The sequence below is a fragment of the Candidatus Avelusimicrobium fimicolum genome (assembly GCF_021632165.1).
In the GTDB taxonomy this organism is placed as follows: Bacteria; Elusimicrobiota; Elusimicrobia; order Elusimicrobiales; family Elusimicrobiaceae; genus Avelusimicrobium; species Avelusimicrobium fimicola.
Genome location: NZ_JAJWTS010000013.1, coordinates 26,174 through 40,712 on the forward strand (window position 1 = coordinate 26,174; position 14,539 = coordinate 40,712).

General features: G+C 48.6%; 16 protein-coding genes and 1 tRNA gene. 8 read left to right on the plus strand and 9 right to left on the minus strand.

Annotation, left to right across the window (positions count from 1 at the left end; translation table 11 throughout):
* Nucleotides 1-83 precede the first annotated feature (83 nt).
* The 4 genes from ACQY2K_RS05850 to mnmA all read left to right on the plus strand — a co-directional run bounded on the left by ACQY2K_RS05850 (nucleotide 84) and on the right by mnmA (nucleotide 5,788).
* The gene (locus ACQY2K_RS05850) at nucleotides 84-2,078 is read left to right on the plus strand and encodes an FAD-binding oxidoreductase (RefSeq protein ID WP_428041090.1); all 1,995 of its coding nucleotides are present in this window, start codon (nucleotides 84-86) and stop codon (nucleotides 2,076-2,078) included.
* Nucleotides 2,071-3,381: a 4Fe-4S dicluster domain-containing protein gene (locus ACQY2K_RS05855; protein WP_428041091.1), complete on the plus strand. Its 1,311-nt coding sequence runs from the start codon at nucleotides 2,071-2,073 to the stop codon at nucleotides 3,379-3,381. The genes ACQY2K_RS05850 and ACQY2K_RS05855 overlap by 8 nt, the downstream gene beginning before the upstream one ends.
* Before the next feature lie 7 nt (nucleotides 3,382-3,388).
* The gene (locus tag ACQY2K_RS05860; RefSeq protein WP_428038036.1) at nucleotides 3,389-4,579 is read left to right on the plus strand and encodes an HD domain-containing phosphohydrolase; all 1,191 of its coding nucleotides are present in this window, start codon (nucleotides 3,389-3,391) and stop codon (nucleotides 4,577-4,579) included.
* 129 nt (nucleotides 4,580-4,708) lie between these two features.
* A complete protein-coding gene (gene mnmA / locus ACQY2K_RS05865; RefSeq protein ID WP_428041092.1) occupies nucleotides 4,709-5,788 on the plus strand; it encodes a tRNA 2-thiouridine(34) synthase MnmA in 1,080 nt (359 codons plus the stop codon).
* Between the two features lie 101 nt (nucleotides 5,789-5,889).
* Here mnmA and dnaJ read toward each other — a convergent pair whose 3' ends face one another.
* Complete coding sequence (gene dnaJ / locus ACQY2K_RS05870; protein ID WP_428041093.1) at nucleotides 5,890-7,002, minus strand: molecular chaperone DnaJ; 1,113 nt, start codon at nucleotides 7,000-7,002, stop codon at nucleotides 5,890-5,892.
* Nucleotides 7,003-7,196: 194 nt separating this feature from the next.
* On the opposite strand from dnaJ, the gene rplU reads away from it, so the two are divergent.
* From rplU to obgE, 4 genes are all read left to right on the plus strand, one after another.
* A complete protein-coding gene (gene rplU / locus ACQY2K_RS05875) occupies nucleotides 7,197-7,508 on the plus strand; it encodes a 50S ribosomal protein L21 (RefSeq protein WP_177746445.1) in 312 nt (103 codons plus the stop codon).
* Between the two features lie 16 nt (nucleotides 7,509-7,524).
* A complete protein-coding gene (rpmA, locus tag ACQY2K_RS05880; RefSeq protein ID WP_428041094.1) occupies nucleotides 7,525-7,908 on the plus strand; it encodes a 50S ribosomal protein L27 in 384 nt (127 codons plus the stop codon).
* A 97-nt stretch (nucleotides 7,909-8,005) separates the two neighbouring features.
* Nucleotides 8,006-8,149, plus strand: a complete 144-nt coding sequence (locus tag ACQY2K_RS05885) for a hypothetical protein (RefSeq protein ID WP_177746441.1) — start codon at nucleotides 8,006-8,008, stop codon at nucleotides 8,147-8,149.
* A gap of 44 nt (nucleotides 8,150-8,193) precedes the next feature.
* Nucleotides 8,194-9,585 (plus strand): GTPase ObgE, encoded by a 1,392-nt coding sequence (gene obgE / locus ACQY2K_RS05890; RefSeq protein WP_428040226.1) that lies wholly within the window; start codon nucleotides 8,194-8,196, stop codon nucleotides 9,583-9,585.
* 84 nt (nucleotides 9,586-9,669) lie between these two features.
* Here obgE and ACQY2K_RS05895 read toward each other — a convergent pair whose 3' ends face one another.
* From ACQY2K_RS05895 to rpmG, 8 genes are all read right to left on the minus strand, one after another.
* Complete coding sequence (locus tag ACQY2K_RS05895; RefSeq protein ID WP_428041095.1) at nucleotides 9,670-10,671, minus strand: trypsin-like serine protease; 1,002 nt, start codon at nucleotides 10,669-10,671, stop codon at nucleotides 9,670-9,672.
* Nucleotides 10,668-11,864: a hypothetical protein gene (locus tag ACQY2K_RS05900; RefSeq protein WP_428041096.1), complete on the minus strand. Its 1,197-nt coding sequence runs from the start codon at nucleotides 11,862-11,864 to the stop codon at nucleotides 10,668-10,670. The genes ACQY2K_RS05895 and ACQY2K_RS05900 overlap by 4 nt, the downstream gene beginning before the upstream one ends.
* Nucleotides 11,865-12,182: 318 nt before the next feature.
* A complete protein-coding gene (rplA, locus tag ACQY2K_RS05905; protein WP_177746429.1) occupies nucleotides 12,183-12,857 on the minus strand; it encodes a 50S ribosomal protein L1 in 675 nt (224 codons plus the stop codon).
* A 53-nt stretch (nucleotides 12,858-12,910) separates the two neighbouring features.
* Nucleotides 12,911-13,345, minus strand: coding sequence for a 50S ribosomal protein L11 (rplK, locus tag ACQY2K_RS05910; protein WP_177746427.1), 435 nt, complete (start codon nucleotides 13,343-13,345; stop codon nucleotides 12,911-12,913).
* A gap of 44 nt (nucleotides 13,346-13,389) precedes the next feature.
* Nucleotides 13,390-13,920, minus strand: coding sequence for a transcription termination/antitermination protein NusG (gene nusG, locus ACQY2K_RS05915; protein ID WP_177746425.1), 531 nt, complete (start codon nucleotides 13,918-13,920; stop codon nucleotides 13,390-13,392).
* Nucleotides 13,920-14,108 carry a preprotein translocase subunit SecE gene (secE, locus tag ACQY2K_RS05920; protein WP_177746423.1) on the minus strand — a complete coding sequence of 63 codons (189 nt, stop codon included), beginning with the start codon at nucleotides 14,106-14,108 and terminating at the stop codon, nucleotides 13,920-13,922. The genes nusG and secE overlap by 1 nt, the downstream gene beginning before the upstream one ends.
* Before the next feature lie 28 nt (nucleotides 14,109-14,136).
* Nucleotides 14,137-14,211 (minus strand) — tRNA-Trp (locus ACQY2K_RS05925).
* A 10-nt stretch (nucleotides 14,212-14,221) separates the two neighbouring features.
* A complete protein-coding gene (gene rpmG, locus ACQY2K_RS05930; protein WP_177746420.1) occupies nucleotides 14,222-14,380 on the minus strand; it encodes a 50S ribosomal protein L33 in 159 nt (52 codons plus the stop codon).
* Between the last annotated feature and the right edge of the window lie 159 nt (nucleotides 14,381-14,539).

The window sequence follows — 14,539 nt, forward strand, 5'->3', positions numbered from 1 at the left end:
TGGTTTTGTACCTTATACAAATAATATAATAATAATAATATACAAAAAGTTTACGTTGGTACGTATAAAATTTGTAGGAATTTATGAAAATACCGTCCGCCGCTTTCGCCGAACTGACAAAAATAGTGGGTAAAGAAAACCTGCTGACTGATGAGGTTTCCCTTTCCGTTTACGCATACGACTGTTCGCTCTCACGCACGCGGCCGGACGCCCTTATCCACTTGCGCCAGGCAGAAGTAATTGCCCCGGTGTTAAAGGTTTTGCACGCTTATCATATCCCTTTTGTGCCGCGCGCCAGTGCCACCAACCACGCAGGCAGTTGCGCCGCTTTAAACGGTGGCATTATTTTAAATGTGGCTCCGCTAAACAAAATTTTACAAATAAACACCCAAGAGGGGTTTGCGTGGGTAGAGCCGGGCGTTACCGGAGGGGACCTGCAAGATGCCCTTGCTCCGCTTGGCTTCTTTTACGCGCCGGACCCCGCCAGCGAGCGCGTTTGCACGTTAAGCGGCAACCTGGCCCAAAACGCAAGCGGCGCACGTTGTATGAAATACGGCGGCACCATAGACCACGTTTTGGAAATTGATTTCGTGTTGCCCGACGGAACGGAACTTCATTTATCCCGCCAAGACGGCGGACCGGATTTTATTGGACTTATTGCCGGGAGTGAAGGCACGCTCGGCATAATTAAACAATTAAAAGTGCGGATTCTGCCCGCGGCCAAGCATATTAAAACGTTTTTGGTAACATTCCCCTCTCTTGCAGACAGTGTGCAAACGGTCAGCGATTTAGCCGCTGAGGGCATTATCCCGCGGTGTGTGGAAGCCATGGATGACGTTACCACCCGCGCCGTGGAGGAATTTGCCCACGCGGGCTACCCGTTGGACGCGAAAGCCCTGCTGATTTTGGAGTTGGACGGCACTCCCGCTGAAATTTCCGAGCAGGAAAAACAGTTGGAAGATATTTGCCTGAAAAATCACTCGCTTAAATTTTTGCCGGCTAAAACGGAAGCCGAACGCCAAAAGTTATGGTTCGGCCGCCGGGCGGCATATGCATCAATGGCCCGCTTGGCCCCCAACGTAATGGTGGGCGACGGCACCGTACCGCGCAGCGAACTTCCGCGCGCCTTAGAAAAGGTACGCCGTATTTTGGACGAACAACACATTTACGCAAGTTTGCTTTTCCACGCGGGCGACGGTAATTTTCACCCGCAAATTATCTTTGACGAGCGAAACCGTCCGGACACCGTCCGCGTAACAAAAGCACTAAAAGAAATTTTACAGGCTTGCGTGGATTGCGGAGGTACTGTATCAGGGGAACACGGAGTAGGCGTAGAAAAGCGCGCCGTAATGGCTTACCAATACGATAAACCGACCTTGGACCTTTTTGTGCAAATCAAGCGCGCCTTTGATCCGGATAATTTAGCCAATCCGCTTAAATTAATTCCGGTTAATTATGCGGAAAAAGCCCGGGAACAAGCACCCTTATCCGCCGCGACAAAGCAACTGGCAGAAAAAATTTTATTGCGCAAAAAAGTACACGCGCCGTGCCTGATTACCGGGGAAAATTCCCGCTTAAAAACCAAGGGAGCCAACGCACTTTCCACCCAGACGCTAAACCGGATTTTGGAAATTGATAAAACCAATTATACGGTAACCGCCGAGGCGGGCGTTACATTAAAAAATTTGGCACGCGCCTTAACACAAGCCGGGGTTTACAGCATTTTGCCTAACAGCAAAGGAACTTTGGGTGGGGCTTTCTGTTCCGGCTGTCTGCCGTCCTTTTACGCGCAGGTTTTGGGGATAGAAGCCCTTTTGCCGGACGGCTCGCTCGTCCGCTATGGAGGCAAACTAATGAAAAATGCCGCCGGATATCACTTAACCCGCCTGTTTGCAGGCTCCCAAGGCACTTTGGGCCTTGTAACCCGGCTGACTTTCAAAATCTATGCCAAGCCCGTTCCCGCAGCCCCGGAAAAGCCGTTTGTGCGCGAAAACGGGCATTTGCTCTGGGCTTCTATTAAGAAGCAATTAGACCCCGGGGATTTATTCCCTATTTTGGCAGGAGAAAAAAATGTTTGATTTGATTCCGCCGCAACTAGACCCCTTGCACCCCAAACGGCATTTAACGCTGTTGGATACACCGTTTGGCGAAAGAAGCGTATATGACTCCCTTTGCTTTTGCAACCGTTGCGGAAGTTGCCAGCAAGCCTGCCCGACCTATTGGCTGACCAATGAGGAAACTTTTTCTCCACGCGGGCGCAATCAACTGGCGCGCTTGATAGCCGAAAAAAAATTAAACGTAAAAAATAGCCGCCCCCTGTTGGAGCGCGCTGTCAATTCCTGTTTGTTGTGCGGGCGTTGTACGCAAGCCTGTGCAGGCAAAATTCCAACGGCCGAACATATGCTGGAACTGCGCCGGACCTTGCAACTAAACACCTTGCCTAAAACTTTGTTTACGCTTCTTGCCTGGCGCACAAAGCACCCGCACTTATTTAGCCGCCTAGTACGGCTGGGAGTCTTTTTGCGGGTGTGCGGAATTGTTTTTATGGCAAACAAAACCGGCCTCGCCCGTTTATGCGGCTTTGGGTGGATAAATTATGCCAGCCAAATTCTTCCCCGCCGCACACCACCCCTTGCAAAAGTGCTTAAACAGCAGGGTATTTCCACCGCGCCCGAAAAGCCATCGCTCATTTATTTGCCCTCGCTGGAAGCGGAATTTTGCATCCCTGATTTAGCCGCAACAGTTTTAAAAACCGCCAACCAAAAATACCGCACCGCCGTATGGGGCAACACCCCAAGCGGACTGTTTGATTATGTATATGGGGATTTGCGCCAAAGCCGCCGCACGGTTAAAAGGCTGCTGGTCCGCTGGGAAACAGCCGGAAAACTCCCCTTGCTGACAGACAGCATAGATGTATATCTCTTTCTGTCCCGCGCGGGGCAACTTTTTACCGCGTGGCCGAAATGGCACAAAAAAGCGCAGGAATTTGCCAAAAACCTTAAATTTGTTACGGATATTTTGCCCCGCAAGCCGGCCGGCGCGGAAAACTTTAAAAATGCGCCCGTACGGTTAGACAAAGGGGCTCTCTTTTTGCGTGAGGGCAAAGTTTTTGACAAGGCTCAAACAACTTTAAAGACACTTTTTAAGAAAAATTTTGTAGAGTGTTTGTATAAGGATGCGGATTCTCCCGCGTTCGGTTATAGTTTTGTACGGTTTAACTGCGCGCCCGAAATTTGGCTCCGCGCCGTGCAAAGCACCGCCCGGACACAGACAGGGACTGTGTTTACATTGTCAGGGCTGTCCGCCTTGGAATTAAATTTTTATTTGAAAAAGTTTTATCCGTCAGCCAAGGCAGACCACTTCGTACGCTTAAACGGGTGAGAAGCATATGCAATCATTTAGGCCGGAAAACGGCAAACTTTCCGCCGAAGAGAAGTTAAACTTATTGGTGGAATTCGGGGCGCGCATCTCCTGCGAACTCCGATTAGATAAACTACTGGATATCATCGCCCAACAAATTACCAAAATGTTAGACGTAGGGCGGTGCACCATTTATTTAAAAGATGTAGAAAAAAACGAACTGTGGTCTAAAATTGCCCAAGGGCGGGGCTTGGAACATACCGAAATCCGCGTACCGCTCAACGGAAATGGGGTAATTTCTTTGGTGGCACGCACCGGCGAAACTATCAACTTGCCCAATGCTTATGAGGACCCGCGTTTTTCTATGGATGTGGATATGGTAACTGATTTCCGCACCCACTCTATGCTGGCTATTCCGCTTAAAAACAATTCGGGCAAAGTGTTAGGTGTTTTTCAGGTAGCCAACAAGGCCGACGGAACCCCCTTTGACAAAAAGGACGAGGGAATTTTACTCTTGCTTGCCACCTTGGCGGGCAGCGCGATTGAAATCGCCAAATTGTACCAAGACGTCCACGTCGCGCAGTTGGAAACCATTTACCGCCTGGCCGTTACCGCCGAATACCGCGACCAGCAGGACACCCGCGCCCACTTAAAAAATATCAGTATTATTTCCTATTTACTGGCCCTGGCCTTGGGGCTTAACAAGCACGATGCCGAACTGATTAAAAACGCCAGTCCCTTGCACGATATCGGCAAGGTGGCTTTGGCTGATAACATTTTGCTAAAACCCGGCAAACTCACCCCCGACGAATTTGAAATAATGAAATCGCACACCATTTACGGCGGGCGCATTTTGGAAGGCGCACACTCCCAAGTGCTTAAAATCGCTCACAAGATGAGCCTCTACCACCACGAAAAATGGAACGGTTCGGGCTATCCCAAAGGGTTAAAGGGTGAGGAAATACCGATAGAGGCCCGCATTGTAACGGTGGCCGACGTATTTGATGCGCTGTGTATGTTCCGCGTATATAAAAAAGCGTGGAAGACAGATGATGCCTACGCGTATATTTTGGAGGAATCCGGCAAATCGTTTGACCCGCACATTGTGGCGGCGTTCAAAAAAATTTACCCCTCCGTGCGTAAATTATATAACAATAATCCCGCCAATCACGAGGTTTCAGCCCCCGTCCCCGCGGCGGAGCAAAACCAAAGCAACTGATTTAATACCCGGCTATCCCGCCGGGTATTTTTATGGGTTATGGGTAGCGTTCACACAAGGGGAAATACTATAATATAGTGTCCTTTTGGCTTTCAACCTAAAGTACAATTTAACATAAAGAGGGAATTGATGGAAAAAGAGACAATCCTAATCGGCCTATCCGGCGGGGTGGATTCCGCCGCTTCGGCCGTTATTTTAAAAGACAAGGGTTACCACGTCATCGGCGCTACGATGATTGTATGGGACCCGTCGCTCCCGGTACCAGAGGGGCCATACCAAAAAAACGCGTGTTTATCTCCCGAAAAAGAAGATTTACAAGAGGTGGAAGGTATTGCCCGCAAACTCGGCATTGACTTTGTAAAAGTGGACTGCCGGGACCCGTACCGCCGCGCCGTATTGGATAACTTCCGCCTGGAATATTCCTGCGGGCGCACACCGAATCCGTGCGTACTGTGTAACAGTTTGATTAAATTCGGCGTTTTGCCCAGCGCCGCCGAAAAGCAAGGAATTAAATTTGATAAATTTGCCACCGGGCACTATGCCCGCGTGGAGTTTGACGAAAAATCGGGCAAATATTTATTGAAAAAAGCCAAAGATTTATCGCGCGACCAAAGTTACTTTTTGCACCGCTTAACCCAGCGGCAACTTGCCCGCGTGCTGTTCCCGTTGGGCGAAATGACCAAACCCGAAATCCGCGAAATTGCGCGCAAGGCCGGGCTGGAAGTAGCCGATAAAGAGGACAGCCAGGACTTTTACTGCGGGGATTACAACGATTTGTTAAACTTCCCCAGCAAGCCGGGAGATATCGTTACGCTGGACGGACAAGCGGTTGCCCGCCACGAAGGTTTGTGGCACTACACTATCGGCAAGCGCAAGGGGCTTGGTATTAGCGGCTTTAAAACGCCGATGTATGTGGTGCGGTTGGATGCGGCTAAAAACCAAGTGGTTATCGGGCCGAAAGAGGCCTTATACTCCCAAAAACTAACGGCAGATAAGGTATCGTGGGTGGCGGGTGAAGCGCCCGCGCAAGAGTTCCGGTGCGAAATTAAAATCCGCAACTTGCACAACCCGGCCAAAGCCACCGTACGCGTGCTTGAAAATGGGCGCATAGAAGCAGCGTTTGACGAGCCACAAATGTCTATTACTGCGGGCCAGTCGGCCGTAATGTACGACGGGGACATTGTCCTCGGCGGCGGCATTATTGAGTAAGCCAAACAACTTTTGCACTCCACCCAACTGTTGGTCCTTTGATTTGCACAAAAAAGCGGCCTGCCGATAAAAGGCAGACCGCTTGTTTGTTTTTATAAACTTTACGAAAACAACTCTTTGAGGAAACTCTTTTTGCCGCCTGTCTCCTTGGCAAGTTCCTCCAACAGTTCCTTTTGGCGGGCCGTCGGCTTTTTAAGCACTTCAATTTTCACATTGACGAGCAAATCGCCAAAGCCCTTTTTCCCCAGGCGCGGCATCCCGTTCCCCTGCACTTTAATCACAGAACCAAACTGTGTGCCTTTGGGAATTGTAACCTCAATTTCTTTTCCCTCAATCGTCGGAACCTTAATACTGCCGCCCAAAACCGCCTGAGGATAAGTAATCGGCACATCAATCACCAAATCGTCCCCCGCGCGCTTAAAGATTTTATGCTCTTTAACGCGCACTTCTACATACAAATCGCCGAAACCGCCGCCGTTGGTGCCGATATCGCCCCCGTTGGACACGCGCAAGGTTACACCCGTACGCACACCGGAGGGAATTTTAACCGTAATATTTTCTTTTACGCGTTTGGTACCGCTGCCTTTACAGGAGGAACACGGTTTTTCCACCACCGTACCTTTGCCGCCGCAATCGGGACAAACTTGGCGCATACTGAAAAATCCTTGCGAATACGTTACCGTGCCCGTTCCGTTGCAGGAGCGGCACGTCTTGCGGGCAGAGCCCGGGGCTGCACCGGAACCGTCGCATTCGGCACAGTTGTCTAGGCGAGTATAATCTACGGGAACTTCTTTACCCGCAAACGCTTCCTCCAAAGTCAGGGTAACATCCAACTTTAAATCTTCCCCCCGTTGGGCACGCGGTGCTCCGCGGCGTCCGCCGCCAAAAGCCCCGCCGAACATATCGCCAAACACAGAGCCGAAGATATCGTTAATATCCCCAAAGCCCCCTGCATTAAACCCGCCAAAACCGCCTGCGCCCGATACACCCTCGTGGCCGTATTGGTCATACATCTGCTTTTTTTGCGGGTCAGACAAAACGGAAAACGCTTCGTTTACTTTTTTAAATTGTTCTTCGGCTTCTTTATTGCCCGGATTTCTGTCCGGGTGGAATTTCATAGCCTGTCGCCGGAACGCAGACTTAATTTCTACCTCGGTGGCGGTACGCTCAATACCGAGGATTTGATAATAATCTTCTTTCATTTTAGTAGGCATAGTCCTCAAATCTCTTTATTATATTTTATTAAATTTGCACTCTGCCTGCACATCTGCCGAAAATAACACCCCGCCATAAGCGCAAAATTTATGTTATAATATATATACAAATTAAGGGAGAACGCCCTTTTGGCCCCGCACCGCAAGGTAAAAGGGGGCAGGAGAGGTGTCTCTTTATTTGGTATAATAAACTTATGTACGCAATTATTGAAACTGGTGGAAAACAGTACTGGGTTAAACCCGGTCAAAATCTGCAGGTTGAAAAACTGGACGCGGAAGTAGGCGCCAATGTGGACTTGAAAGTTCTCTGGGCCGCTAACGAAGAAGGTACCTCGGCAGATGCCAAAGCCGGTAACACGGCCAAGGTCACCGCTCAAGTGGTAAAACATTTGAGAGGTCCGAAAATCCTCGTTTTCAAAAAGAGACCGAAAAAAGGTTACGAAAGAACCATCGGCCACAGACAGGATTTAACGCAAATTAAAATTACGGATATCCAGTTAGCATAACTTGGGAGACTAAACTATGGCACATACAAAAGCACAAGGTTCTTCCTCCAACGGAAGAGACAGCCACGGCCAGCGTTTAGGCATTAAACGCTACGGCTCCCAGTTTGTAAACGCTGGGGAAATCATCGTCCGCCAACGCGGTACCAAATTCTTGCCCGGTACCAACGTGGCAAGAAGCAGCGATGACAGCCTTTTTGCCCGCGTTGCCGGCATTGTTACTTTTGAATGGGTAACGAGAGGCAAAAAGCAAATTTCCGTGTACCCGAAAGTTGCGGAAACCAAAGAAGCCAAAGAGCCTGCTAAAAAACCGGCTGTAAAAGCCGCCAAAAAGCCCGCCGCCAAGAAAACGGCTGCGAAAAAGGCTCCCGCCAAAGCCAAAAAAGCCGACGCGGACAAATAAGTGCTTCACAGTTTAAAAAGCGGCAGGAGTTCTCCTGCCGCTTTTTTTGTAGTATATTCAGTGGGACAAAAAATCTCCCGTATGATACAATAAGAAAATGAAAAAGGACGAACTGCACGTTTCGCAAGACGAGTGGGTTTACACCTGCACCAAGTCGCCTGCGCGGGCCAAAGTAAAAAGGGCGCGCACAAAGGCGAAACGCCGTTTATCCAAAAAACTGCTGGCCCAAACCGAATATTAATTTGCTTTCGGCCAAAACGATTTAAGTATAGAAAGGACGAATTTATGCAATCCGGAAGTTTTTTAGACCGTGTTAAAATTTACCTCACCGCCGGAAAAGGCGGGGACGGCTGCTTATCTTTCCGCCGCGAAAAATTTATTGAATTTGGTGGCCCGAACGGCGGTTGCGGCGGCAAAGGGGGCGACATTATTTTGCAGGCCGACCCCAATTTAACTACGCTTCTGGAATTGGCGTACAACCCGCACATTGAAGCCCAAAACGGCGAAAAAGGCGGCACTTACAATAAAACAGGCCGCGCGGGAGAAGATAAAATCGTCCGCGTGCCGTGCGGTACTATCGTTAAAAAGGACGGGCAAATTCTGGTAGATTTAACCGAAGCCGGACAGCAATTTACCGTCGCCAAAGGCGGTATGGGCGGGCGCGGCAACCAGTCGTTTAAGACCCGCAACAATACAGCCCCCCACATTGCTGAAAACGGACAACCCGGCGAAGAAGTTACGCTGTTTTTGGAACTTAAAGTTTTGGCGGATTTGGGACTGGTCGGATTCCCCAATGCAGGCAAAAGCACTTTTTTAAGCCGCATTTCCGCCGCCCGTCCGCGTATAGCAGACTATCCGTTCACCACCCTGAACCCTAATCTGGGCATCACCTTGCACAAGGGCCTCAGTTTTGCAACCGCCGACATCCCGGGTATTATTGAAGGAGCCAGCGAGGGCAAAGGGCTTGGCACGCAATTTTTAAAGCATATTGAGCGCACCCGCGTACTTTTGCACTTGGTGGATCCGGAGGGATTTAACGGGATGAACGCGGAAAAATCGGTAAAAGTAATTGAAAACGAATTAAAAACCTTTGATAAAAAACTGTTTGCCAAGCCGCGTATTATCGTAGTAAACAAAATGGATTTGCCCGAAGCGCAAAAAGCATATGAAACCATTAAAAAGAAGTTTAAAAAGCACAAAGTAATGCTAATGTCCGCCGCTACCGGCGAGGGCGTAAACAAAGTATTGGATGAAGTGGTTAAAATTTTGGCCGCTACCCCAGTTGAACCTCCGGCAGAAACAAAACAATCCGCCGTTACGCACCGGGTAGAACCGATTTTTTCCATTTTCCGCGACGAAGAAGACGTCATCCACATTACAGGCAAAAAAGTGGAAGAGTTTATCGCAATGACGAATTTTAACCAGCCCGAAGCCATTGCGCGCTTGCGCGGTATCTTCAAAAAAATAGGATTGGAAAAAGCACTCCTTAAATACGGGGTGCAGGACGGCGATTCCTTGGTAGTAGGCGGACGGGAGTTTGAGTGGAACGGCGACTTTGATAACGAAGCCCCGACCACACCCGAACACGCCGGTTATAAGCGGCGCACGACCAAGCAGGAGCGTTTGGACAAGCGCAACGCCCGCAGAAAGGCCAAGCGGGAAGCCAAGAACAATTAGTTTAAAAAAGCCCCCATTTCACCGGGGGCTTTTTTAATTGAGTGTACAAATGATGTGGGGTGTAATCGTTTTCCACCGGGGCTTTTACTTAGATTTTTGTTTATTGATATAATTAACAGATTCTATGACGGAAGCATAATTGCGCCGGGACTTATATACAAAAGAAGGATAGGCATCTTTCCAAGTTAGTTTATAATAATCGCTCCCCATTGTCTGTTCCATAAAGGCAGCCACGTCCGCATTAAATACAGGGAACATAAACAATTCCTCTACTGCGGGAACTTTTTCGCCGCCTTTCTTTTTCTCCCAGTGGGCGGAGGTCATATTGCCCGACACAATGCCTATTAATTCCCCGGTATTGGTCATTACGCCCGAGCCGCTCATCCCTTTGCGGATGCCAAAGTTCTTGGTGTAAGCAAACCCCAGGGCTTTTACATAATGCACCGCATATGGGTCTGGCTCTATTTTGCGCACGCCGCCAAAAATGGAAATAACGGAAATTTTACGATCGATAATGGCGTTAAAATTATCAAACAAGACCAACGGGGGCAGTTCGGGGCTTTTGATATGCGTAAACTGGCTTTTAACCTTTCGGTTCCGCTCTAAATATGCGGCAAACTGCTGGGCAGTCAGCGCCCGGTTGTAGGGCTGCTTTTTAGTAGCGTGCCGGTAATAGGCCAAGGAGGTCCTGTCCAAATCCAGGCGGATAAGGGCAAAATCATTTTTGACAAATACTTTGGACGAATATTCCGGGTGGACAAATACCGCCGGTTTTTTGGGCGTATGCGTAACACTTGCCAAGGCGGACACGGGCCTTTCCAATAAATCCATTTGAATTGTACATCCTTTTTGGCACGTCTGCGCGACACAATGCGCCGCCGTAGCGAACCACCGCCGCCCAATCCGCGTAGCCTGGCACTTGTTTTGCTGCCCGCCGCCAGCCGGTTTAATAAAATATTCAAATGTATGGTAAAAATCTTCCTTTGTTTTGTGCTTATCTTCATCCGTAACCGACAAAATACTTACCTGCCCCCAGCAAAGAGTGGTGCAAAATAAAAAGAAAATATGGAAAAAAATCCGCTTCATTTCGTTTCCCGTTTGGCAGGCTCGGGCAGTTTAATACGCACATCAAACCCCGCCAAATTTCGTAAGTCTTTTGACGGCCACGACAGGTATTTTACCGTATTTAAAGCAGGCAAAACCTCATCTATATTATCGCACGTCATTATTTCTTTCCCGTCCGGCACATACGGGTAAACCATGCCGATAAAGGTTTCCTCGCGCGGAAAACGACGGGAGAGAGAAGACGGGTGGGAATAATCCAAATGGTCCGCCCCCGCATACACAATAAATAAAGCATCCGGCATTTCTTTACGGTATTCGGCTATGGCCTGATACCAATCCGCATTACGCACGCGCAACCCCTCGGGGGTGCTCCACATATTCACTTTTTCCTCTGGCGTTACGCCGGGGATTTCCATTTTTGGCGGGGTGTGGAAATATATATAATTGCTTTCCAGCCCCTTAATGCGTATGCCCAAACGGGTGGCATCATTGAACAGAGTTTCGTATTCCGGGTTAGCCTGCCGCATCCAATCCCGAGCGGGGCGCATATTTTTTTTGCCCCGCGGCAAAAATTCCGTTACCAACACCATTTGGCGCTCCGGGTATTTGGCCCGCAGGGCTTCCAAAAAGGAACTTATGCCAGGCTGTAACCAGGTATAATCGTGCATTTCACCTATCATCACTTGGTTGATTTCCGGGCCGATTTGGGCCGCCATTTGCACGAAAGGCTCTTGGGTGGGATTAGATATCTTTTGCGTTAAAAATTCGTTTTGCCGCGCTTTTATGGCCTTAAACAAAGCCGCTCGCTGTTTCCACAAAGTGGCAATGGCGCGGTTATTGGCTGACAGAAAATAATTACGCTGGGCTTCGGGCGATAATTTTCTAAAAAACGGGAGTTCCATATACGGGCCCAACGGTTCGCGTTTCCACGGCCAGCCGCTAACGGCAAGAGCAGGCTTTTCGTCCGGCAAAAGCAAAGTCTCCGCCAGCGGCAATTTATCCAAGGCTTGGCGCGTAAGTAACTCCCGCTGTATCAGCAATTTTTCCAAATGGGGAAAAGAAAAGATCCGGCCCGGCACTTTGGGGTGCGCTGCCTTGACCGCTTTGGTAAGCGTACTGGGAGCCTGGCGAAGAGGCCGCCCTTGTGCAAACAGTACAGAGGCAGACAAGCAAAAAGTGAAAATACAAAGCGTGCGGGCTAAAAATTTTGTCATATAATTTCCCCTTTAATACGGCTTTTTTATATTATAAAAAGATAATAGCAAATAGCAAAGTTATTTTGAGAAAAATGTATAAAAACCGTTTTTCTCCCTCCTTTCCAAAAGTCTGCTGATGCGAAGTGTTCAGAAATTCGTTTTGCTGTTATTATGGCTGCCTTTAATAAAAAATTACCGATTAAAATATTGTGGGATAAGGAAAAAATCCATTATAAAGGGGAAAACACCACAGAGTTCGCCGGAGGTGTTTTATCAGACAGGCACAAAAAACCCCGCAACCGTAAAGTCGCGGGGTTTTTGTGTGCAAAAGAGAACTTATTTGTAACTGACAAATACGCCAGGTCCCATAGTAGAACTGAGCGATACGCTCTGCACATACACACCTTTGGAGGTGCTGGGTTTCACGCGGAGGATAGTATCCATTACTGCCTTGGCGTTTTCGGCCAGTTTGGCGGCGTCAAAGGACGCTTTGCCAATGATGGCGTGCACAATACCGTACGCATCGGCTTTGAACTCAATGCGGCCCGCTTTCAACGCTTTGATGGTGTTAGCCAATTCAAAGGTTACAGTACCGCTTTTCGGGTTCGGCATAAGACCGCGCGGACCCAAGATTTTGGCGGCTTTGGCCAAATCTCTCATCGTGTCCGGGGTGGCAACGAGTACATCAAAGTCAATTTTGCCTTTGAGCACTTCTTCCACAATGTCTTCGCAACCGACTCTGTCGGCACCGGCCTGTTGGGCTTCTTGCGCGTGTTCGCCCTTGGCGATAACGGCAATGCGTTTGGTCTTGCCCGTACCGTGCGGCAAAGCGACGGTGGTGCGGACCTGCTGGTCGGCTTTTTTGGTATCAATGCCCAGTTTCACGTGGATTTCAACGGTTTCGTCAAATTTGGCTTTGGCGTTATCTTTTACGATTTGAGCACCTTCGGCCATCGTGTAAACTTTGGACTTGTCGTACGTCTTTTGTGCGGCTTCCAATCTTTTTCCCATCTTAAATACTCCTTAGGTTTTAACGGGCGTTTTCGCCCTCCCTCAGTTTAAATTTATTTTACTACGTCCACACCCATACTGCGGCAGGTGCCTTTTACCATTTCGGCGGCCTGTTTGACATCTTTCGTGTTCAAATCGGGCAATTTCTGCGCGGCGATTTTTTCGCACTGGGCTTGGGTAATCTTGCCGACTTTATCTTTGTGGGGAGCGCCGGAACCTTTGGCCAGGCCCAATTCCTTGATAATCAGCACAGCCATAGGCGGCATCTTGGTAATAAAGGTGAAAGAGCGGTCTTCATAAACAGTAATGATGACCGGAATCTTGATACCTTTTTCCATCTTAGCCGTCTTGGCGTTGAATTGTTTGCAAAATTCCATAATGTTGACGCCGTGCTGGCCCAAAGCCGGACCCACAGGCGGGGCCGGGTTAGCGGCACCGGCAGGAATCTGCAATTTGATGTAACCTTTAATTTTTTTCTCTTTTGCCATTTTGTTGTTACTCCGTATTTTTTACTGCTTTACTGCGGTAAAATCTAGTTCTTTTCTACTTGCAAAAAGTCCACTTCCACAGGAGTTTTGCGGTCAAAGACCGTAACCATTACTTTCAGTTTATTCTTCTGCTCGTTGACTTCTTCCACTTCACCGATGAAATGCTTGAACGGACCTTCCGTAATACGGACGCTTTCGCCGCGTTCAAATTCCACCACGTGTTTGGGTTTACCGGAGGGATTATCCGTAAGTTCTACGATACCGGCAATTTCTTCTTCCGGCAGCGGAACGGGGTTAGGATCACCCAAGAAACCGGTTACGCCCGTAATATTCTTAATAAACCAATATGCTTCGCTGGTCATTAACATCTGTACCAGCACATAACCAGGGAAAAATTTCCGTTTGCGTAAAATTTTCTTGTTTTGTTTGACTTCAACAACTTCTTCGGTGGGAACCAGGACCTGAAAAACGCGGTCCCCAAAGCCCTGGATGTCAATATTAAGCAGGATTTTTTCTCTTACTTTGTCCTCGTGCCCCGTTTGGGTATGCACGACGTACCACGCTTTTTCTTCCATTAGCGACCCCCGACTACTGCGCCCAACACTTTGGTCAGGCCAAAGTCAATGACGCCGACATACGCAGACACCAACGCCACTACAATCATAACGAGGATAGTGGATTGCACCACTTCCTGTCTGGAAAGCCAGGTGGATTTTCTCAGTTCGCCAACAGATTGTTTGAGAAAATTGATTGCTTTATTCATAAATATCCGTTTTCCTTGATATAAAACCTGGCAGGAGCGGAAGGACTCGAACCTTCAGTCCCGGTTTTGGAGACCGGTGGTTTACCAGTTAACCGACGCTCCCACAAAAAATCTTAGGCTTTGCCTTCTTTATGCTTGGTGCTTTTTCCGCATTTTTTGCAGAACTTGTTGACTTCCAACTTGTATTCTTTCTTTTTACCGCGCACTTGGTAATAGTTTTTATTCTTGCATTCGGTGCAAACCAGCGCGATTGTAATTCTTTCGTTAGCCATCTTATTATCCTTAAAAGAGAGAACAAATCTCTAAAAATATTGCTGTTCACACTATCTGCGGGGGCATAGTTAAATGCCCCCGCCACAGTGAACTAAACAATTTTACTACTCAATAATTTTGGTTACAACACCGGCGCCTACCGTATGGCCACCTTCGCG

What these genes read in the sequence shown, in the direction of transcription:
- nusG (WP_177746425.1), bottom strand. Translation starts at nt 13,920, where the DNA reads ATGGAAGAAAAAGCGTGGTACGTCGTGCATACCCAAACGGGGCACGAG.
- ACQY2K_RS05900 (WP_428041096.1), bottom strand. Translation starts at nt 11,864, where the DNA reads ATGACAAAATTTTTAGCCCGCACGCTTTGTATTTTCACTTTTTGCTTG.
- secE (WP_177746423.1), bottom strand. Translation starts at nt 14,108, where the DNA reads ATGAATAAAGCAATCAATTTTCTCAAACAATCTGTTGGCGAACTGAGA.
- mnmA (WP_428041092.1), top strand. Translation starts at nt 4,709, where the DNA reads ATGGAAAAAGAGACAATCCTAATCGGCCTATCCGGCGGGGTGGATTCC.
- rpmG (WP_177746420.1), bottom strand. Translation starts at nt 14,380, where the DNA reads ATGGCTAACGAAAGAATTACAATCGCGCTGGTTTGCACCGAATGCAAG.
- rplU (WP_177746445.1), top strand. Translation starts at nt 7,197, where the DNA reads ATGTACGCAATTATTGAAACTGGTGGAAAACAGTACTGGGTTAAACCC.
- ACQY2K_RS05895 (WP_428041095.1), bottom strand. Translation starts at nt 10,671, where the DNA reads ATGAAGCGGATTTTTTTCCATATTTTCTTTTTATTTTGCACCACTCTT.
- rplA (WP_177746429.1), bottom strand. Translation starts at nt 12,857, where the DNA reads ATGGGAAAAAGATTGGAAGCCGCACAAAAGACGTACGACAAGTCCAAA.
- obgE (WP_428040226.1), top strand. Translation starts at nt 8,194, where the DNA reads ATGCAATCCGGAAGTTTTTTAGACCGTGTTAAAATTTACCTCACCGCC.
- dnaJ (WP_428041093.1), bottom strand. Translation starts at nt 7,002, where the DNA reads ATGCCTACTAAAATGAAAGAAGATTATTATCAAATCCTCGGTATTGAG.
- rpmA (WP_428041094.1), top strand. Translation starts at nt 7,525, where the DNA reads ATGGCACATACAAAAGCACAAGGTTCTTCCTCCAACGGAAGAGACAGC.
- ACQY2K_RS05860 (WP_428038036.1), top strand. Translation starts at nt 3,389, where the DNA reads ATGCAATCATTTAGGCCGGAAAACGGCAAACTTTCCGCCGAAGAGAAG.
- ACQY2K_RS05850 (WP_428041090.1), top strand. Translation starts at nt 84, where the DNA reads ATGAAAATACCGTCCGCCGCTTTCGCCGAACTGACAAAAATAGTGGGT.
- rplK (WP_177746427.1), bottom strand. Translation starts at nt 13,345, where the DNA reads ATGGCAAAAGAGAAAAAAATTAAAGGTTACATCAAATTGCAGATTCCT.
- ACQY2K_RS05855 (WP_428041091.1), top strand. Translation starts at nt 2,071, where the DNA reads ATGTTTGATTTGATTCCGCCGCAACTAGACCCCTTGCACCCCAAACGG.
- ACQY2K_RS05885 (WP_177746441.1), top strand. Translation starts at nt 8,006, where the DNA reads ATGAAAAAGGACGAACTGCACGTTTCGCAAGACGAGTGGGTTTACACC.